The organism is Colwellia sp. M166, assembly GCF_024585285.1.
GTDB lineage: Bacteria > Pseudomonadota > Gammaproteobacteria > Enterobacterales > Alteromonadaceae > Cognaticolwellia.
Map to the genome: position 1 here is coordinate 4804931 of NZ_CP040755.1, position 17642 is coordinate 4822572.

At 34.5% G+C, this 17642-nt stretch carries 16 protein-coding genes and 1 pseudogene; 7 read left to right on the forward strand and 10 right to left on the reverse strand.

Annotated features, from left to right (window positions below):
- Positions 1 to 192: 192 nt before the first annotated feature.
- Complete coding sequence (locus FGD67_RS21565; protein ID WP_257173068.1) at positions 193 to 561, reverse strand: hypothetical protein; 369 nt, start codon at positions 559 to 561, stop codon at positions 193 to 195.
- Between the two features lie 132 nt (positions 562 to 693).
- On the opposite strand from FGD67_RS21565, the gene FGD67_RS21570 reads away from it, so the two are divergent.
- Positions 694 to 1245, forward strand: a complete 552-nt coding sequence (locus FGD67_RS21570; protein WP_257173069.1) for an SOS response-associated peptidase — start codon at positions 694 to 696, stop codon at positions 1243 to 1245.
- A gap of 114 nt (positions 1246 to 1359) precedes the next feature.
- On the opposite strand, the gene FGD67_RS21575 is transcribed toward FGD67_RS21570, so the two are convergent.
- The 3 genes from FGD67_RS21575 to FGD67_RS21585 form a co-directional block, all read right to left on the reverse strand.
- On the reverse strand, positions 1360 to 1617 hold the full coding sequence (locus FGD67_RS21575) for a hypothetical protein (RefSeq protein WP_257173070.1): 258 nt from the start codon (positions 1615 to 1617) through the stop codon (positions 1360 to 1362).
- A gap of 76 nt (positions 1618 to 1693) precedes the next feature.
- Positions 1694 to 2158 (reverse strand): hypothetical protein, encoded by a 465-nt coding sequence (locus tag FGD67_RS21580; RefSeq protein ID WP_257173071.1) that lies wholly within the window; start codon positions 2156 to 2158, stop codon positions 1694 to 1696.
- Positions 2159 to 2188: 30 nt separating this feature from the next.
- Positions 2189 to 3193 (reverse strand): hypothetical protein, encoded by a 1005-nt coding sequence (locus FGD67_RS21585; RefSeq protein WP_257173072.1) that lies wholly within the window; start codon positions 3191 to 3193, stop codon positions 2189 to 2191.
- 349 nt (positions 3194 to 3542) lie between these two features.
- Between FGD67_RS21585 and FGD67_RS21590 the strand changes: the two genes are divergently transcribed.
- Complete coding sequence (locus FGD67_RS21590; protein ID WP_257173073.1) at positions 3543 to 3908, forward strand: SOS response-associated peptidase family protein; 366 nt, start codon at positions 3543 to 3545, stop codon at positions 3906 to 3908.
- 201 nt (positions 3909 to 4109) lie between these two features.
- Here FGD67_RS21590 and FGD67_RS21595 read toward each other — a convergent pair whose 3' ends face one another.
- Positions 4110 to 4607: a hypothetical protein gene (locus FGD67_RS21595; RefSeq protein WP_257173074.1), complete on the reverse strand. Its 498-nt coding sequence runs from the start codon at positions 4605 to 4607 to the stop codon at positions 4110 to 4112.
- On the reverse strand, positions 4608 to 7328 hold the full coding sequence (locus FGD67_RS21600; RefSeq protein WP_257173075.1) for a hypothetical protein: 2721 nt from the start codon (positions 7326 to 7328) through the stop codon (positions 4608 to 4610). It lies immediately after the preceding gene.
- A gap of 80 nt (positions 7329 to 7408) precedes the next feature.
- On the opposite strand from FGD67_RS21600, the pseudogene FGD67_RS21605 reads away from it, so the two are divergent.
- Positions 7409 to 8579 (forward strand): annotated as a pseudogene (locus FGD67_RS21605) (IS3 family transposase).
- A 28-nt stretch (positions 8580 to 8607) separates the two neighbouring features.
- On the opposite strand, the gene FGD67_RS21610 reads toward FGD67_RS21605, so the two are convergent.
- Entirely contained in the window at positions 8608 to 10839 is a 2232-nt protein-coding gene (locus FGD67_RS21610) for a hypothetical protein (protein WP_257173076.1), read from the reverse strand.
- Positions 10832 to 12091 carry a site-specific integrase gene (locus tag FGD67_RS21615; RefSeq protein ID WP_257173077.1) on the reverse strand — a complete coding sequence of 420 codons (1260 nt, stop codon included), beginning with the start codon at positions 12089 to 12091 and terminating at the stop codon, positions 10832 to 10834. Before FGD67_RS21615 ends, FGD67_RS21610 begins: the two co-directional genes overlap by 8 nt.
- Before the next feature lie 413 nt (positions 12092 to 12504).
- Between FGD67_RS21615 and hpf the strand changes: the two genes are divergently transcribed.
- From hpf to FGD67_RS21630, 3 genes are all read left to right on the forward strand, one after another.
- Positions 12505 to 12840, forward strand: a complete 336-nt coding sequence (gene hpf, locus FGD67_RS21620; protein ID WP_077285065.1) for a ribosome hibernation-promoting factor, HPF/YfiA family — start codon at positions 12505 to 12507, stop codon at positions 12838 to 12840.
- Positions 12841 to 13067: 227 nt separating this feature from the next.
- Complete coding sequence (locus FGD67_RS21625) at positions 13068 to 13358, forward strand: DUF6172 family protein (RefSeq protein WP_257173078.1); 291 nt, start codon at positions 13068 to 13070, stop codon at positions 13356 to 13358.
- Positions 13359 to 13608: 250 nt separating this feature from the next.
- Positions 13609 to 14058 carry a hypothetical protein gene (locus FGD67_RS21630; RefSeq protein WP_257173079.1) on the forward strand — a complete coding sequence of 150 codons (450 nt, stop codon included), beginning with the start codon at positions 13609 to 13611 and terminating at the stop codon, positions 14056 to 14058.
- Positions 14059 to 14184: 126 nt separating this feature from the next.
- Here FGD67_RS21630 and FGD67_RS21635 read toward each other — a convergent pair whose 3' ends face one another.
- Complete coding sequence (locus FGD67_RS21635) at positions 14185 to 15108, reverse strand: histone deacetylase family protein (protein ID WP_257173080.1); 924 nt, start codon at positions 15106 to 15108, stop codon at positions 14185 to 14187.
- Between the two features lie 89 nt (positions 15109 to 15197).
- Positions 15198 to 17033, reverse strand: a complete 1836-nt coding sequence (locus tag FGD67_RS21640) for a GNAT family N-acetyltransferase (protein ID WP_257173081.1) — start codon at positions 17031 to 17033, stop codon at positions 15198 to 15200.
- 286 nt (positions 17034 to 17319) lie between these two features.
- Here FGD67_RS21640 and FGD67_RS21645 point away from each other — a divergent pair, with 286 nt between their 5' ends.
- A complete protein-coding gene (locus FGD67_RS21645; RefSeq protein WP_257173082.1) occupies positions 17320 to 17631 on the forward strand; it encodes a hypothetical protein in 312 nt (103 codons plus the stop codon).
- Positions 17632 to 17642: the final 11 nt, after the last annotated feature.

The following is a 17642-nucleotide window of genomic DNA, read 5'->3' on the forward strand; positions in this document are numbered from 1 at the left end:
GATAATGAAACTAGTCTCAAAACTGATTTTTTTAACGTCTGCTATGTCAATGATTATCAAGTTAGTTGCCATTATTCTCTTGCGATTTGTGACGCTCTAAATAATATAGGGAATTCGCATCATTGCGGGGATTTAAAGTATCAAAAGAAAAGTATTAAATCAGATAGACACTTACTAATGCGACAACACAAGCTATTGATGATGGATGTCACCAGTATTATCGTCAATGAATCCGTGGCAAACATACCCAACCAGTTGACGAGGTTTTTTATTCATATGTAAAAAGTGTTCATAGCCAATTGTAAAAGCAAAAGGATTGGCATTGTAATCCGCGTAATGCATATCCCGCCCAAGACGCGCTTCATTAACGCCAGAAGCAAATCCACTCAGAAAATCATCCCGGTTGTTCATAATTAAACAAGTCTCAGCACCGTTATAATTAACTAGCTCTAACACACCTTCTTTTATGAATTTATTTACGATTGACTCATTAAAATAGCCAGTATACTGTTCGGTTTCATTATCAAAAAAAACTGCTGAACTGTTAGCAGTTGCTTCCATCAGTGAAGAGAATAACTCACGTATTCTTTTGGATATCATGGTGTAATGTCTTAAATTGGAAATGTTATTTTGTTATAAATGATATATTACACGAAGTAATACAAGAGTTTGAGGTATTTTATGTGCGGAAGAATGAATATCGATACTAAATTATGCCCAATTATCAGTGAGTTTTTTGGCATCAATTTTACAGCACCTAATAATGATAACCTCAGTCCAGGCCAGACAGTTTCTACCATTATAAACACGAATGGAAATTTTAATCAGCTCAATGTTGAGTGGGGAATAAAACCTAATTGGTCAAAGCGTCTATTGATTAATGCTCAAAGTGAGACAGTAATTCAAAAGCCAACTTTTAGTAATGCTATTCAAGGAAATCGTTGTTTAATCCCTTGCTCTGGCTGGTATGAATGGCGTACTGAAAACGGCAAAAAACAGAGGTATTTGTTTTCAAACTCAAATGGTGAGCCATTTCTTATGGCAGGGATTTGGTATCAATCATCAACACCGCAATTAGTAACATTAACAACTACACCAAATGAAAAATGCGGGCAATATCATAAGCGCATGCCCGTCATGATTTTGCCGCAGGATGCTGGTTATTGGTTTCAATCGCCAGTTGAACAGTTATTTCCACTGTTTGAAGCGATTGATGAAAGTATTATCGATATAGCAGCCGCTTAGTTTGATTTTTATTGAATCACCGTAGCCTGCTGCGAAAGTACTATACTATTTTTGATATTGATATTAGTCTCAATGCCAAACTTTGGAACGTCTGCTATATCAATGATTATTAAGTTAGTTGCCATTGTTATATTTTATATACTTAGAAGTCATTTTAATGCTCGTATGTCCTAGAGCGCTTTCAAGGTTTTGTCTGAAGTAATTCATCGCATGAAAATGTCTAAAACTATTTGAGCTAAGTTTTATATTAGCCATTTCTATATGTTTAACGGTATTAACTTCACTTATTCGTAAGCACGTTTTCATTAGCATAGAAATATAAGTTTCGTTGATTAGTTCTATATCTTTTTTTGAATTTTTAGTCTTTTTCATTAGTTTTCCTCTCTATGTAATAGTGCGTTCCGGGTGTTTATTTGTATTAGTATCGACAATAGTTAGGTTGTGATTTTTAATCTGTAAAATGAGTGAGAAAGTTGCCACCGCTTATGAAAAAGAGCTTTCCAGTGATTATTGTTTTCATGATTTCATCTATGATCAAATGGTCATCTTGAATATTTTTAATATCTGTTAAATAGCGTAAAGAGGTATAGTTGATATTGTAAATAAGCCTTATAAAATTTGCTTTTACATAACTAGAATGATCATTAAATAAAATACAATTTACTGTCATCATTAATCCATTTGGAATTTTAGTCAGAAATACATTATTAGTTTCATTTGTTGAAAACCTTAAAGACTTGCCTAATTCTTCTCTAGAACAAGAAATCCCAATCTGAATCCCTCCTTTTTCACCAGGCGCTTCAATACCAATTTTATAGATTCCAAAAATACCTTTAATTTTGTCGCCAATAATATTATGAGCAGATGTCTCTGTTGAGTATTTCATTCTTTCTATATCTTGAATTGTATACATAGTGTTCACCTCTAATTTTTAGTTTAAATGTCATTGCGTTGATTTATTTGAGTTTTCTTTGTCTAATTGAATAATTAACTTCTCATTACTCGAAATTGTGGCTTCATAACTACGCAAGGTTTTCTCATGCGATCTGGTCTGCTCTTCAAAATTAGATTTAAGCTCATTATTAATTGAGACTTGCTGGATGAGCTTATCCTTTTCATTTGAAAGTTTGGTATTGATATCCGCCAGTTCACTTCTTAATGAATCTAATTCGGATTGCAGTTTTACGTTATTGCTATCAAAACTAATGAGTTGTTTTGCTGTTTTTTCTTGTTCATTCTCAAGAGTTTTAATGAGTTTCTCATTACCAGTTATTGTTGACTCTTTACTCGCTATACTTCTATTAAGCTCAGCAATATTTGAATTAAGCTCCTTGTTATCAACTATTAATTGGGAGTTCTGTGACTTTATTTCATCAAAAAGTTGTTGATTCGATTCAAGCTTTAATTCTGCTTTTGATATATCAGAACTCAGTAATTCGTTTTGCTTGCTAAGCTGTTTATTGTCATCAACAGAAGTCGTCAGTTGTCGTCTGATTTCAACAATGGTTGATTCGTTAGATTTTTGTTCTGTAGTTAATTCAGTTTGAAGGTTTATGATCTGCTTTTCTTGTTCATAAACTATTTCAGCTTGTTTGTTAAACTTGTTTTCTGACATTTCAAGATCGGATATTGCTTGATCTCGTTGAGCATTAGCATATTGAGCTTGCTCTATATATCTTGCTTCAGCATCACAATTAAATCGGCTGATTTCATTCAAAACAGTTGAAGTAAACTCTGAAGAAAATCCTATTTTTTTAAAATTTTCTTCTTTTATAAGATTTTGTTTGTCAGTCCATACTTTAAAATATTTGTGAACTGTTGATCTGCTGCTTATGGTAGGCAATTCAGCTAAAACTAAGCTAACTGTTGGCTTGATTCCTTTCTTTAAAAGTTCATTGCAAACATTATTAGTTAAGTTCTGTTTATCTTCTGTGCTTAGATTTGCCATCTTTTAATTTTCCTAAGTACTATTGTTAGAACGAACACTTAAAATGAACGAACGCTGTTCGTTCGTTTTATTTTACTTCATGGTGTGTCGTGAATAATTATAGTGAGATTTTCATTATTTATAAGTAAGAATTAAAATTAATTGATAAAAATCAATATAATAGGTACTCATTGTGTTTTTTTGGTTTTTTGGTGTATGAGAGATGTTACTTCAATAAAAACTTCTATGTTATGAGTTTGAGTCAAAATGGTAAGTACAGATAATTATTATTTACTTATAATTTAAGGATACTTAATACTTTCTAAATAGGCGGGTAAATGTGTGGATCTTTGAATATAGATCCGAATTTATGCGCAAACATATGCGAATTCTTTGGCATTATCTTTCAGCACTGGGCAATGAAAACCTCTGTCCAAGGCAAACAGTATCAACGAAAATTAACCCTAATGGAAATTTTCATCAGCTTAATACCAGATGGGGAAGAAAATCTGTTCGGTCAAAGGGGTTACTAATTAATACTCAAAGTGAAACTATTACAAAAAAACAACAATATTTATACTCAAATAATGAACCATTTTTGATGGCTGGGATTTGGTATCAAACACCAAGTGAAATACCGAAGTTAGTTACTTTGACGACTTCGCCTAATGAGAAGTGTCCAGAGTACCATAAGCGCATGCCAGTGACAGTATTACCAGAAAATACTGAATATTGATTTCATTGCCAGTTGAGCAGATATTACCACTGTTTGAAGCTATTGATGAAAGTGTTATCAATATAGCAGCCGCGTACTCCGTTATGTGTATGCAATTTATGTTTATTAACCAACCGCAGCGAGCTGCGTTATAGTTTCTCTACAATTCTTCTACTATGCCTCCGATATTACCTTAAAGGCTAACCTAACCATATAAAGAGACTATATTAATCCTAGTATTTTTTTCGTGCTTAGGAGCATACTGCTCAATACCAGTTCGAGTTGATCTTTAGCATTTTTTTCTTCTAATAATTCAGCTTTGGATTTCTTAATCTTATACTCTTTATAAACTTCTGGCTTAGGTTTACTTTTTACACCTGAGTATGCATTCTTAATTCTTTTTTCTTTTATTTCCTTTAATTCTTTATTTGTTTCTTTCAAAAAACCTGCAAGCTTTCCAGAATAACTATTTTGTACAAAGAGGCTATTAGTTGATATTCCTGTTAAATTTTTAACATCTATTGGCTTTATTTGATGGGATCTCTCTGCTCTAAAAGCTGTTTTAGTATTATGTTTGCTAATATATTTGAGCTTTTCAATTTTAAGTTTTTTTATTGCTTGATAACCTTCATAGCTAGCATTATTTTTCGAAACCCAATCTTCAATCTTTTCCTCAACTTTTTTTTCTTCAACTGAATTTACTATGTCAACAAGCTTCATTTATGCTGCCTCTCTTAATGCTTCTTCTATATGCTTAATATAAGGATATATTTTTTGTGAATTTTGACCCTGATCTAATTTTTTAAGCTCACGTAAAACATCTTTAGCAACTTTAGTAGACTTGCGAGTGAATGCATTAGGAATATTACTCTGCTTTAATACATTTAGATCATTTTCAATTAGAAACATAATCCCTGGTATTTGCTCTTGCTCAATTAAGTTATTAGTACATCCTATACAAAAGTCTATTGATGCAAGGTGTCGATTGGGAACACCTTCTTCAGCACACCTGGCAAGGTGCTTCCCCCTTTTACGAAGTAAACAGTAGCCCCATGAATTTGATTTTATATCCTCAATCTCTAAAGCCACATAGGACTCTAAAAGTGAATCTAATTCGTCAATATTAACGACTTTAGTATTTTTAAATACTCGTTTTAAATATATGTCTGTTTTTCCTGCGTATGCATTGCCTTCATCGTCCATTGACAATATATGCTTTTTTAATAATGACGACATAACTTTTCTTTTCGAGTTTTCAATAACACTCTTGTTTTCTTTATTTAGTAAGTATTTCTGAAACATGTACTGACTGGTATGCTTGAAATTACTTCGAATAAACCAGCCAATATCACCTGAAAACCGTCTAAAAACAGCTTCAGCCCACATATGACGAAATGCATGTGGACTAGGGTAAATACAGTTTTCTTTTAAAGCATTACTAATTAAAGTTGTCAATTCAGCAGAAATATCTTCTTTACTATTAATCTTGGTATGAAGTATAAGTTTAAGATCATCAGGAAGGTGTTTTTCCCAAATTACCTTTTTACTTTCAGGTAATAACCCTTGTACATAATCAAAAACATCATGTTTTTCCAAACCTGCAAAAACTGAACTTTTACTTGAAATTGTTAACCTTGGCAATTCGGATTCTAATCTGTTCATGATGTGTGTAAGATGCTTCAAATTACTTACATTCTTATACTTTTCTTCTAGGGTCGTGAAGTCTTTCGCTTCATAGGGTGTTAATACCTTTTGGATATTTTTATAAGAAGTAAGGCGTTTGATATCTTTAAAACATTGGTAGTTTTTAACAAAGTGAGGCCAAATACGTGAGGCAGCTTTTTTTATATGATTTGCAGATGAAAAAGGATTAACTTTATTATTTGAAATGGGGTACAAACATGGCATTCTTTCATTATCAGTGACCAACTTATTCATTTTTAATAATAGCAAATATGCAGGTTGTACTATTTCACGATTAAGTTTAATTTCTCCATGTGTTTTAGGTACTACCCAATCAATTATATACCTCAAAGGAGTCCCGTTATTATCTAAAGGCTCATTATTCATTGATGTGTTTACATTTGACAATCCAAAACCAAACTCTGACTCTCGCCAACCAGTTAAAGCTACAAATTGTGTAGCTCCTGCACACTCCATGTAATCAATTAGGTAAATAACAGAAGAAAGATCTGTTTTACTTGATAAGTCAATTCGTTCATAAAAATCCTCGGAAAGAATAGGGATAGCGGCTTCAAAAATTTCTTTAGCCATATATTCTTCACAAATTTTCTTGAAGCTATTTACACTCTGTCTACTAGAAAGCTCACTAGCCTCTATAATTTTATCAAGCATTGTGTCTTTTTTATTTATGTTAGCTATTAGCATGGATGTAAGTAAACTTTGATTGTGTTCGTTATTTTCAAGAAGTAATATTTTTAACAATGCATCGATTGTATCTGATTTAAATAGCCCGAATGTTGTAAGTTCTTTCTGATAATGCCTACAAAAGGTACTTTTTGTTTCAAAGTAAATTTTCTCAACGGCAGGTAAGTTTACTGCAAATCTTCTGTTATTTTCTTTTAGGGTAGCTAAAGGTGTTCCTGAAAGCACCTGCCTTATTAATCCTTTTTGGGTTTGCCTGCTAGTTTGCTTTCCTGAAAGCGTAAGTATTCGATCTGATTCACTAATTGTTTTTTTACAAGCTAAAGCAATTAAATAACAATCCTCAAAAAAGTCAGACATATGTTCAACATAATGGCGACCATAATCTAGTGTTAAGAAGTTAAACGACTTCCCATCAATATAATCCTGTAGGCTTATATCGTCCCCTAGGCTTAATAAAGCGCTAGAAAGAGCTTTTTTTCTAGTTCTTATAGTTGTAGGTTCTAGGAGAGTTTTTTTTAGTTTCAAATGCTTTAGAGCTAATGCGATTTCTTCAAAATTTATATTTCTATACCATGAACTAAATGCTAACAAAGAATGGCGTTCTCGTACTGAACCATTTACGACTTCAGTTTTCATAACGTAAGCAAACAGAAGCTCGAATTGTTCTTTTTCAACATAGTTTGCAGAATTTAAATCAAGATAAAAATTCAATTTTACTAAAAAATTGAATATGTCTTTAAATGCTTTAGAGGATTGTTTAGCTTCAAATAATTCTAGGGCTAATACTTTAAAAAAATCTTTTGTAGTAACACTATATGACTTTTTACTTATAACGATTTTTACTTTTTTGAAAGCGTTAATATTATCGAAAATGTTAAAATTCATAGTATGAAAATTATTACCACTGGAACTATTGAACTTAAATTTCCATTGGCCATCCTGTATTGACATTTTTGAGTTAATACCGGGTAATGACTGAAACCTAGCATTTAATTCAGGGCATTCTTCAAATAAATTTGAATTTTTTTTATTTAAGTTACTATTTCTCATCATGCTACCCACTGATTTGTGACGTGGTTTAATGGATTCGACTACCCCAGTTAAGACATAATAACCTTAACTGGAGAACATAAATGACAAAACGTAAAAAATACACCAAAGAGTTTAAACTTGATGCAATTTCTTTAGTCAGAGATCAAAATATTAGTGTATCTGAAGCGAGCAGAAATCTAGGTATTGGAAATCAAATGCTTGGCCGCTGGATCAAAGAAGCAGAACAAGAAGATGGTCAAGCTTTTCGAGGTAACGGTAAGCTAACACCTGATCAAGAAGAAATACGTAAATTAAAAGCCCAAGTAAAGCGCCTGGAGATGGAGCGTGAGATATTAAAAAAAGCGACGGTCTTCTTTGCAAAAGAAACGAAGTGAAATATTCGTTTATTACCCATCATAAGAAGATCTGGCCTGTGGTACTTATGTGCCGAATATTGGGTGTAAAAAGCAATAACTATTATAGTTATCAAAAGCGTAAATTAGATAAGCCAAGTGATTCAACACACCAAGAGATGCTTGAGTTAGTAAAGGATATTGCCAAATTTAGTGACAATACCTATGGCGAAAGACGTATTAAAGCGGTACTGAATGCGTTGAGTTTCCGTGTAAGCCGATGGACAGTAGCCAAATTAATGAAAGAGGCTAATGTTTGGGTTCGTTACAAAAAAGAAATATAAAGCAACAACCAATAGCAATCACAATAAGCCGCTTTATAAAAAATGAGCTTGAGCAAAATTTCATCACAGAGCAGCCAAATCAAGTGTTTGTTGGTGATATCACTTATATTTGGACTGCGGAAGGTTGGCTCTATTTAGCGGTTGTTATCGACCTATACGCTCGCAAAGTTGTTGGCTGGAGCATGGGGTCAAGAATGAAAGCTCAACTTGTCTGTGATGCACTAACGATGGCTGTTTGGCAAAGAAGCCCAGAGAAAGGACTTATTGTTCATTCCGATCAAGGTGTTCAATATGCAAGCCACCAGTACCGAAAATTACTTAATAACAATGGCTTTATTGGCAGTATGAGTAAAAAGGGCTGCTGTTGGGATAATGCCGTTGCTGAAAGCTTCTTTGGTAGCCTAAAGCAAGAGCGTGTTCATTGGAGAAATTATGAAACACGCTATGAAGCGCAACAAGATATAATGAATTACATAACCATGTGGTACAACAGTAAGCGACTACACTCTTACTTAGGGTATCAAAGCCCAAATGATTTTGAATTAAAAATTAATGAGTTAGAAAAAGTAGCTTAACTAGGGTGACTGAATTTACTTGACCAGGTCATTGTGCATTAAATAGAGAAGGATAAAAAGATTGATATTTCTCGTATTCTTCTTTCCCAATTCTTACATTTTCTTTTGAAAGAGCTGTTGATAATAAAGTAGACATCCAGTTACATCTGGGTAGCAATTCCTTTTCAACAAATTCCAAGTTGCTTTTAATTAATTGAGGGTATTTCTCTTCCGCTTGCTTCAAAAAATGAATAAATATCATTACTGTTTCAGGGGTGTCTAAAACGATCAACGAGTCCGGCAATATATCATCCTCATTATGGTCATCTATAATGCCAAGGTTATTAACCGTTCCAGTACTTTCTGTCACTACTTCTGTTCTCAATTGAAGTTCTACTGTGCGTAAAAGCATCGTTTCTTCAAATAACTCGATTGTTGGATAGTAAACATTGTTTGCAATGTCATTCATCACATGACGGGTTACAAGACCATACCGATTAACCCATTCCTGATTGTAAGGTGTCATATAACCAAGCTTTTCTGTTTCATTTGTATGAGAGTTTCTTGTGTCTAAATGCCCATCTAAAAATTTATCCGTCCGAGAATGAACCGAAGTGGTTTTTATGAGATTTGGTGTGAACCACATTTTGGGGGTTGTTTTGTTTACCTCATTCCAATATTGCGAATAAATAGTGTTGCTAATTTTTTTATTTTCACTTTCATTTTTTAAAGGGGATAAATTATCTCTTTTTCTTTCCTCATTTGTACGAGATAGCCATTCGCTATAACTTTCATCGTTCTTATTAATAAGAGTAGAGATTGCTTCAAGGAAAACCCTTGTAAACTTTCTTTTGGTTAGTTGATAATTTACCTTTTCGTTAACACTACTAGCACTAATTAAATCAAAAAGCCGTCCGCAAAAATCTACATCTAATCCACTAAAATTCATGCGAAATGAAGTTAAATTGATGCCATCAATCAGAAGACCGCTTTCTGTTTTCGATAATTCTCTTTTGTCCAAGTAGCTAAGTATTGCTTCCCCTTCAATAAATGATGTTGATATTTGGTCGGTATAATGAACCCCCTTTGAACGGCCTTTGTAATAATCGCAAATTATTGCTCTAGTTTTTCCTGTAGAGTTTTTTATTTTTTTGAAATGATTACCTCGAAGTTTAGCTATGTCTGACTGCTGAATGGTTAACCAGCCGCATATCATAGCAAATAAATAGTTTTCAACTTTAGTGACTGGTAGTGGAAACTTAGCATTTAGCACTTTATCATCTAAACCGCTTTTTCTAGCTTCGGCTCTTTGGGAAACAAGTGAAACTATTTCTTCAGTAAAAATATATGGAGTTCGACAAATATATGATTTATCAATATCTCTATTTACAAGGCTCAAAGTATGATTATTGATTAATAGTTGTTTTGTGCATGATCTGTGTTTTGGCCTCACAAGATCATAAAACAAAACTTCTGATAATAGATCGTTAAATGAAGAACCGCTAAAGTTACAAATACCCTTGAGCATATTTATACCTTTTTGCGCAGTTATTTTATCCTGTTTACCTACTTGTCTGACGTTGTAAAACTTTCTTGCTGGATAGTCATTTTTTAAGAATATCTCTTCAAGCGCTACAATAGATTTTTGGATCTCTATTAAAGCTGTAGAAATAGTAACGATAAAAGAGTTCATTAAACGTTTAGGGCTGGCTATACGGTTATATAATGCATCACCTAATAACGGTCTCATCCATGTAAATTCTGCTAAGTAATGAGAAAGGTTAGTTTGCTCTTGCACGGTATTGACTAATTTTGTGCTTTTAGTTAATCCTCGAATAAAATCTAGGTCTTGCCATTTCATATTTTTCAGACCCAAAGATATTTTTAAAAACATCAATACATTCTTAGCTCTATCATTTTTTACTTTATTAATATTTTGACGGTATACCTGAAAGTTTGTGATGATATTAAAAACATCCTCTTGGTCTGGGCAAGTTAAGTTAAGCCAATTTAGAAAAGGATCTATAGAAGAACAAAATTCTACTAATTTACTCTGAGGATAGTTGTTAGTATTTGTTTTTAGCTCATAATAGGTAGCCGATAATGCTCTAAAAATAGCACCTCGATAATAGTCATCGAAATTATTTTCAAAAACTCTAGGTTTAGCAAATTCCATCAACACAATTCGATTGGGTGTGACCGATAATCGAATTACATCATTGTCAATTGGTGTTGATTTCTCGTATGCGGATTTGATGTCTTCATCAGAAATATTATCCATTATAAATCCCCTCAACTTGGCACATTTCAGAATGAAGTCTTATGTATAATTGAGTTGTTTCTAATGCAGCTCTAGGGTCTTTTGTACTGTGCCCTAATCGCCTTGCAGTCTCTAAAACGGCTGGGTGGTTAACACCAATGTTAGCTGGATTTACTTTGTAATATTTACATTCTTCATCAAAAATTTCTGTTGCAAAGGTATGTCTTCCGTCATGGTAGCTGTTATCTTTATCAATGCACATATACCCAGAATCTATCATTTTGTTTTTAATGATCCTGAACCTAGCAGTCCCTATACTTTCTGTGACAGCCTCACCTTCAGCGCCTTTATTACTTTTTACCAGCAAAGTGTTTTGCTTAATATTAGGATTAACTAAGGTAAGCCTTTCTTTCAACATGTACTCATTAATACGTTCTAATAAAGATCTACTAAGTTTAATTACCCTTGAACGGCCAGCCCCACCACCATGCTTAATTCCCTTCGTAAAAGTACCTCTTAAGAAGAAGTCAAAATCTTCTTTATCTGGAAATTCCTCTAGATCTTTAAGTAATGAGTCGATGCCTTTGTGATTGTTTTTGTTATACCGAAAATCACTTAAAACCAGACCACGCAACTCCTTTGTACGTAATCCAACATCAAAGCCTAGTCGGAATATTATCTCATCTCTAATGGTAGGACAGTGCTCCAGCAATAATTGTCGCGCTTCAGTTGATAAATACTTCACAGCATTTTTTCGCTTAGTATTACTTACAAGTAACTCTTTATTTTTAGGATCAACCCTCGTAATCTTTCTATCAATAAATTTACATTTAAAAAGCCATGTGAAATAACAATTCAGTGCAGAAACAGTTTGTTCAACGCTAGACTCTCCTAATAACTGAGTTTTGATAAGCTCTTCATTTATATATTTATTGATGAACTTTTCCGTTGATGCTTCATGGTTGTGTACAGAGATGTTTTTGATGTTTTGACTGTTTACATAACTTAAAAAATGAACGAGTTTATTACTATAGATTTCAATTGTCTTACTGGTAACATCTTCTTCTTTAATTTTTCTTTCTATCTCGCCTTCTTTGTTTTCTTTTTCTACAAGGTGATGAGTAACTTGAAATCTAGTTAATAACATTAAATACAAACATGGAAGGATGATAATGTTGTTATTGTGATCTACTATCATAGGTAAATTAGAATAACTATAACCATTGTGATTGAATTGACTGACTTGTATTTTAGTTACTTTCATTGAAAACATTTATTGACCACCAGATTTAATTAGCATAGCACTTTTGTATTTAATGTACAGTGTAGTATTCTCTGGTCGGTGGTGGCATTATAGTACACAGTTTTTCATGGCTTAGTGAGCAGTTTCATCATCTTGAACATTGGGTCAGTCAGTACTTAGGTGCAGTATCAGAAATTACGTTACCGATATTACTTGATGGCATTACCGGAGTTATTGTTGGTGCTATGGTATTAGTGGCTGTTAATTTAGTATCTAGGTTGAAAAATCGTCAAGTCACCAGTAAATAATGACATCTTCAGATTGATTTAAAACAAGCTTTTCATGTATCTAGCGTAAAAGTTACAAATTAGTTCACTTTAGCTATTGTTTTTTATTGCCATTGCCCAGAGTATATAGTTGAAGACAACAAAAAAGGTAGCAATATGAAAATTATCATTTCTGGACATCACGTTGAAATCACCGAAGGCATTAATCAAGCCGTTGAAAATAAATTTGCCAAAGTTGCTAAACATTTCCCTAGCCTAATGACTTTAGATGTCATTATTACCGTAGAGCCCAATGAGCAGAAACTAGAAGTTTCTACCAGTTATGAAGGAGCAACTGTTTCAGTTAATGCTGCTGATAAAGAATTATATGCAGCGATAGCGAGTGCTGCCAGTAAACTTGAAGCAGCATTAGCACATCGTAAAGGTGTATTGTCAGCTAAGCAAAAAAAGAAATATGAAGTCGAGCAGTCAGATGCCTTTGAAAGCGTTTAATTTTAACTTATAGATATTTTACAAAGAAAGGCCGTATTAACGGCCTTTTTTATATTTTCAAGAGACAGAAATAGTTAAACAAATGGCTATTTTAAGTCAGCTTGGCTTATTTACTTAACAATCCGCTGAAAGAATGGATATTTCGGTAATGTTTACGTAAAATAACGCTATTGGCTTTAGTTGAAAACACAATATAAAGCGTACTTTTATATCCCTCAAGGAATTCCATGAAAAAAACATTCGAGTTAACTCACCCTAAAATTAAAGTCGCTAGAATGGTTGAGTCAGTGAAACACGAAGTTAAAAAATACATAAAACGTGAGCGTAATAAATCGTTACCTGAAGATACGGATTACTGGGATTTTGACTGTAAAATTGGTAAATCAGCAGCAACGGCTGATGTTATCCATGTTACGACGATTAACCAACAAGTAGATACGTTGGTGGCTGAAGGCGTAACCTCGTTTTATTTGGAAATATTGGTAAAGCCGGCTACTCGTTCATTTGAAGAGAAGTAGTCGTTAGCTTTAGCTGATGACAGTAAAAAGTATTGTGCCAATCGGAATCAAGTAACGGCAAGTAGCAAGTGCTTAATTCGATTGGTTTACGGCGATGAGTGTAATGATGCCTAATCGAGATTTTATCATCACCATCACCACCACACCTTCCTTAACACTTATACTTCCTTAATTTCCATTTTATTCGCAAATCAACGCTCACTACCTATACTTGCTTTACCGAATTTTCGGTAAATATAGGAGAGAGTAAATGAAACATTTCATAAAGCTTATTGGCTTTTGTTGCATACTCTTTGCCGTTTCTTCTCAAGCTGAACTTGAGATTTATAAAGACTATGATCTGAGTCGTGAAATTATTTCGATGACCACTGTGCGTATTGACCCTAACATGGAAGATATTTATCTAGCAGGACTTAGAGATAGTTGGGTTAAAGCCGTGCGGTTACAGAAAAAGTTAGGTTACATTAAAGACTGGAAAATATATGGCAGTGAATTGCCACAAAGTGGCCACTTTAATCTGGTTTTAATGGTGGTGTTTAACAGTAGTGCAGATTTAGAGCCGAACCAAGAAAAATACCAGGCTTTCATGAAAAGCTGGGGCAAGGTCAATCAAGATACTTCTCGGGAATTAACCAAAACTTATCCAAATGTTAGGACCTTAACTGGCGAATATAGGCTAAGAGAAATTATACTTAAGTAATAGTCAGGTTAATGTGTGATAAACCTAAAGTTTTAACTTTAGGTTTATACTAAACTTATTAGCATTGGTATTATCCCCATGACCATGCAAATCACGGCTTTAACATGACCTATTGACCGATCCTTGTCAGTAACCTATTAAACCATTAATATGAGCGACAGCACTCCGGCCAAGTGCACTCAGTGAGTAACCACCTTCAAGTACTGAAACAATGCGGCCTTGTGCGTATTTATCAGCGATATCTTTCAATTGATCGGTTACCCAACGATAATCTTCATCGACTAAACTTACTTGTGACATATCATCTTCAACATGGGCATCGAAACCGGCAGAAATAAAGATCATCTGTGGCTTAAATTTATTTAATGCCGGCAACCAAGTATCAAGGATAGCTTGACGAAAATCAGCACTTTTTGTTGTCGCATCTAATGGCGTGTTAATGATCGGAGGCTTTGTGCTTTCTTCTATTTCAAAAGGGAAAAAAGGATATTGATAGGTAGAGCAGAATAAATAGCCTTTTTTATTTTTAATAATATCTTCAGTGCCATTACCATGATGGACATCGAAATCGACAATTGCGACCCGTTTTAAGTTATATTTTTCTTTCGCGTATGCGGCAGCAATGGCAATATTGTTAAAAAAGCAAAAGCCCATGCCTTTGCCATATTCAGCGTGATGCCCTGGTGGTCGAGTCGCGCAGAATGCCGATGAAATCTGCTGTGACATGACAAGATCGACCGCATCTTTAGCAGCACCGGCTGAGAGCAAAGCGGCGTTAAGCGTGTTGGGGTTCATGATGGTATCATCATCAACACGGTAAGTACCTTCGCTTGGTGCATTGCTATATATTGACTCGATGTAGTCAGGATCGTGAGCTAAATAAAGTAGCTCTTTATCTATTGGCGTAGCATTAAATTGTCGCAGCACATAGTCTAAGCCACTGCGAATAAGCTGATCTTGAATAGCCGCCATACGTTCAGGTGCTTCAGGATGATATTCGCCCATATCGTGAGTTAGGCATTGGTGGTGACTGATAACGCCAACGGTCATAATGAGTTCCTTTATATATTACAGACTAAGTATCGGCTTACATTAGCGTACTTAGCGTTTAAAATTTATTTATCGCTAATAGAGACAAATCAGAGTGTATAAGCCAAACTGACTTCGTCATAATCGTCAGAAGGTTTTCTTAAGAAGCCTGCATTTTCAAATACTTTTAACATTGGGGCATTATCTCGTCGAACACAGGCGACTAACTGCTCTAAACCGCGAACTTTTGCAATGGCAATTAATTCAGACAGTAGGGCTTTTGCCATACCTTTACCACGCTTACTCTCTTTGATGACAAAAGCGACCTCAGCACTGTTACTTGCTTCAAGGTAATAATAACGAGCGACCGCTTGAATCGATTCACCTAGATGATCTCGTTCGGTTAAGCATAAGGCCAAATCGACATGCTGATTGACACTGACTAAATTACAGGATTTTTCACGGGTCATTTGTGTCGCATGATGATTGTATCGCATCATTAAGGTTTCTTTGTTGTGTGAATAGAAAAATTCTTGCAGCTTGCGCTCATCAGCAGGTGATAATGGGCGAAGAAAGTATTCTGAATCGGCAAAAGTGAAACGCTTCATCTCAACTTTTCCTAGCTCAGGTACCGATGTTGGCGTATTTTCTTGATATTCAGGTACCCAATAATGTTTACGCACATCTTTGAGTAATTGATCGCGAAATTTAGGGTGAGCAATACGGATCAACTCTAAGGTGCGTTCACGTATGCTTTTGCCTTGTAATGAGGCTATACCATATTCAGTGACCACATAAGAGACATGACCTCGAGATGTTACCACGCCACCGCCTTCAGTAATGTGCGCTACGATACGAGAAATCTTTCCATCTTTGGTTGTTGACGGTAGTGCAATTATGGGTTTGCCACCTTTACTCAATGAAGCACCACGAATGAAGTCGACTTGGCCACCAATGCCACTATAGAAATGATAGCCAATTGAATCTGCGACAACTTGACCGGTTAAGTCGACTTCAATCGCGCTGTTAATCGACACCATTTTTTCGTTGCGCGCTATGTTAACCGGTGAATTAACATGTTCGCTAGGGTAAAACTCAACATGTGGATTACCATCAACAAACTTGTATAAACGTCGAGTACCAACACAAAAACTTACTACGGTTTTGCCTTTATGAAAGGTTTTTTTACGGTTATTAATAGCACCTGAAAGCATTAAGTCGATAATACCATCAGAGAGCATTTCACTGTGCACGCCTAAGTCTTTGTGATTGGCTAAGTAACGTAACACGGCTGATGGAATATTACCCATGCCAATTTGAATCGTCGCACCGTCTTCAACCAACATGGCGACATATTGCCCAATTTGCTCAGTAACTTGATCAACTTCAGGCTCTGGCATTTCAGGTAAATATTGCTTAACGGTCATATGAGCATGTATTTGATTTAAATGCACAAAGCTATGGCCATTAGTTCGTGGCATTTTAGGATTAATTTGTGCAATAACGTATTTTGCTTTCTTTATTGCTGCTGAAACAATATCGACACTAACCCCCAATGAGCAATAACCATACTCATCTGGTGGACTGACCATGATCAGCGCAACATCCAAAGGCAGAATATTTTCATTAAACAACTTAGGAATTTCAGATAAAAATGACGGTGTGTAATCTGCACGTCCTTCATTGATAGCTCGGCGGATTTTTTCACCGCCAATAAAGAAGGCATTGACTTTAAATAAATCGCTATGCTGTTCCTCTGCCCAAACGTTGTCTGAAAGGGTAAGAATATGTACAGCTTCAATATCATGTAAACCAGCACTATTGGCAATAAGATCATCAATTAATGCATTGGGTACTGCAGCATTGGAGCCGATAAAAATTCGATTTCCTGATTTAAGGTATTGAGACCAATCGATAGAAGACTTTTGCTTTTTTTTCAATGGCATAATTTCTCTCTAATGTTTAGGTGTCATAGTATATGCTAACTAATATCAATGGTTATCAGTGTAATAGTTTCTTTATAACTTTTAATGAGTATGCTCTATTGAATAAGTTATTTTTTGATCATAGTCAAACCTTATAGGTGTTTAGTCGATGTTTAGCTTAAATAATCACTTAAAAGACTAGAATGATGCTATACAAAAGTTAGCTCTCGTTATTTATTGTGCATAAGAGCTTACGAACATGAGAAAAAATGAGTTAAGTTGATAGCAGTCTATTTTAGAGAGTTTTATGTCAGAATTGATGCAAATACGCTTAATGAAAGTATTTATTGTGGTGGGAATATCCTTACTTGTTCTTGGCCATTATTTACTTTCATATGCAGATCTTCCTGCCACAATGGGCGTTACCGGTATTATTATTTCTGCCAGCTGCATTGCCTTTGGCTTGATCTTTTCATTGCCAACAAAAATGTACTTAACGTTTTTGCTAATGAAACGAGAGCAAACCAATAAGCAAAGCAATGAAATAGAAAACAATGCGATAGAAAACAATGCGATAGAAAAAAATATGACAGAAAAGAGTAAAACGGAAAAAGAATAAAGTATTTTCGA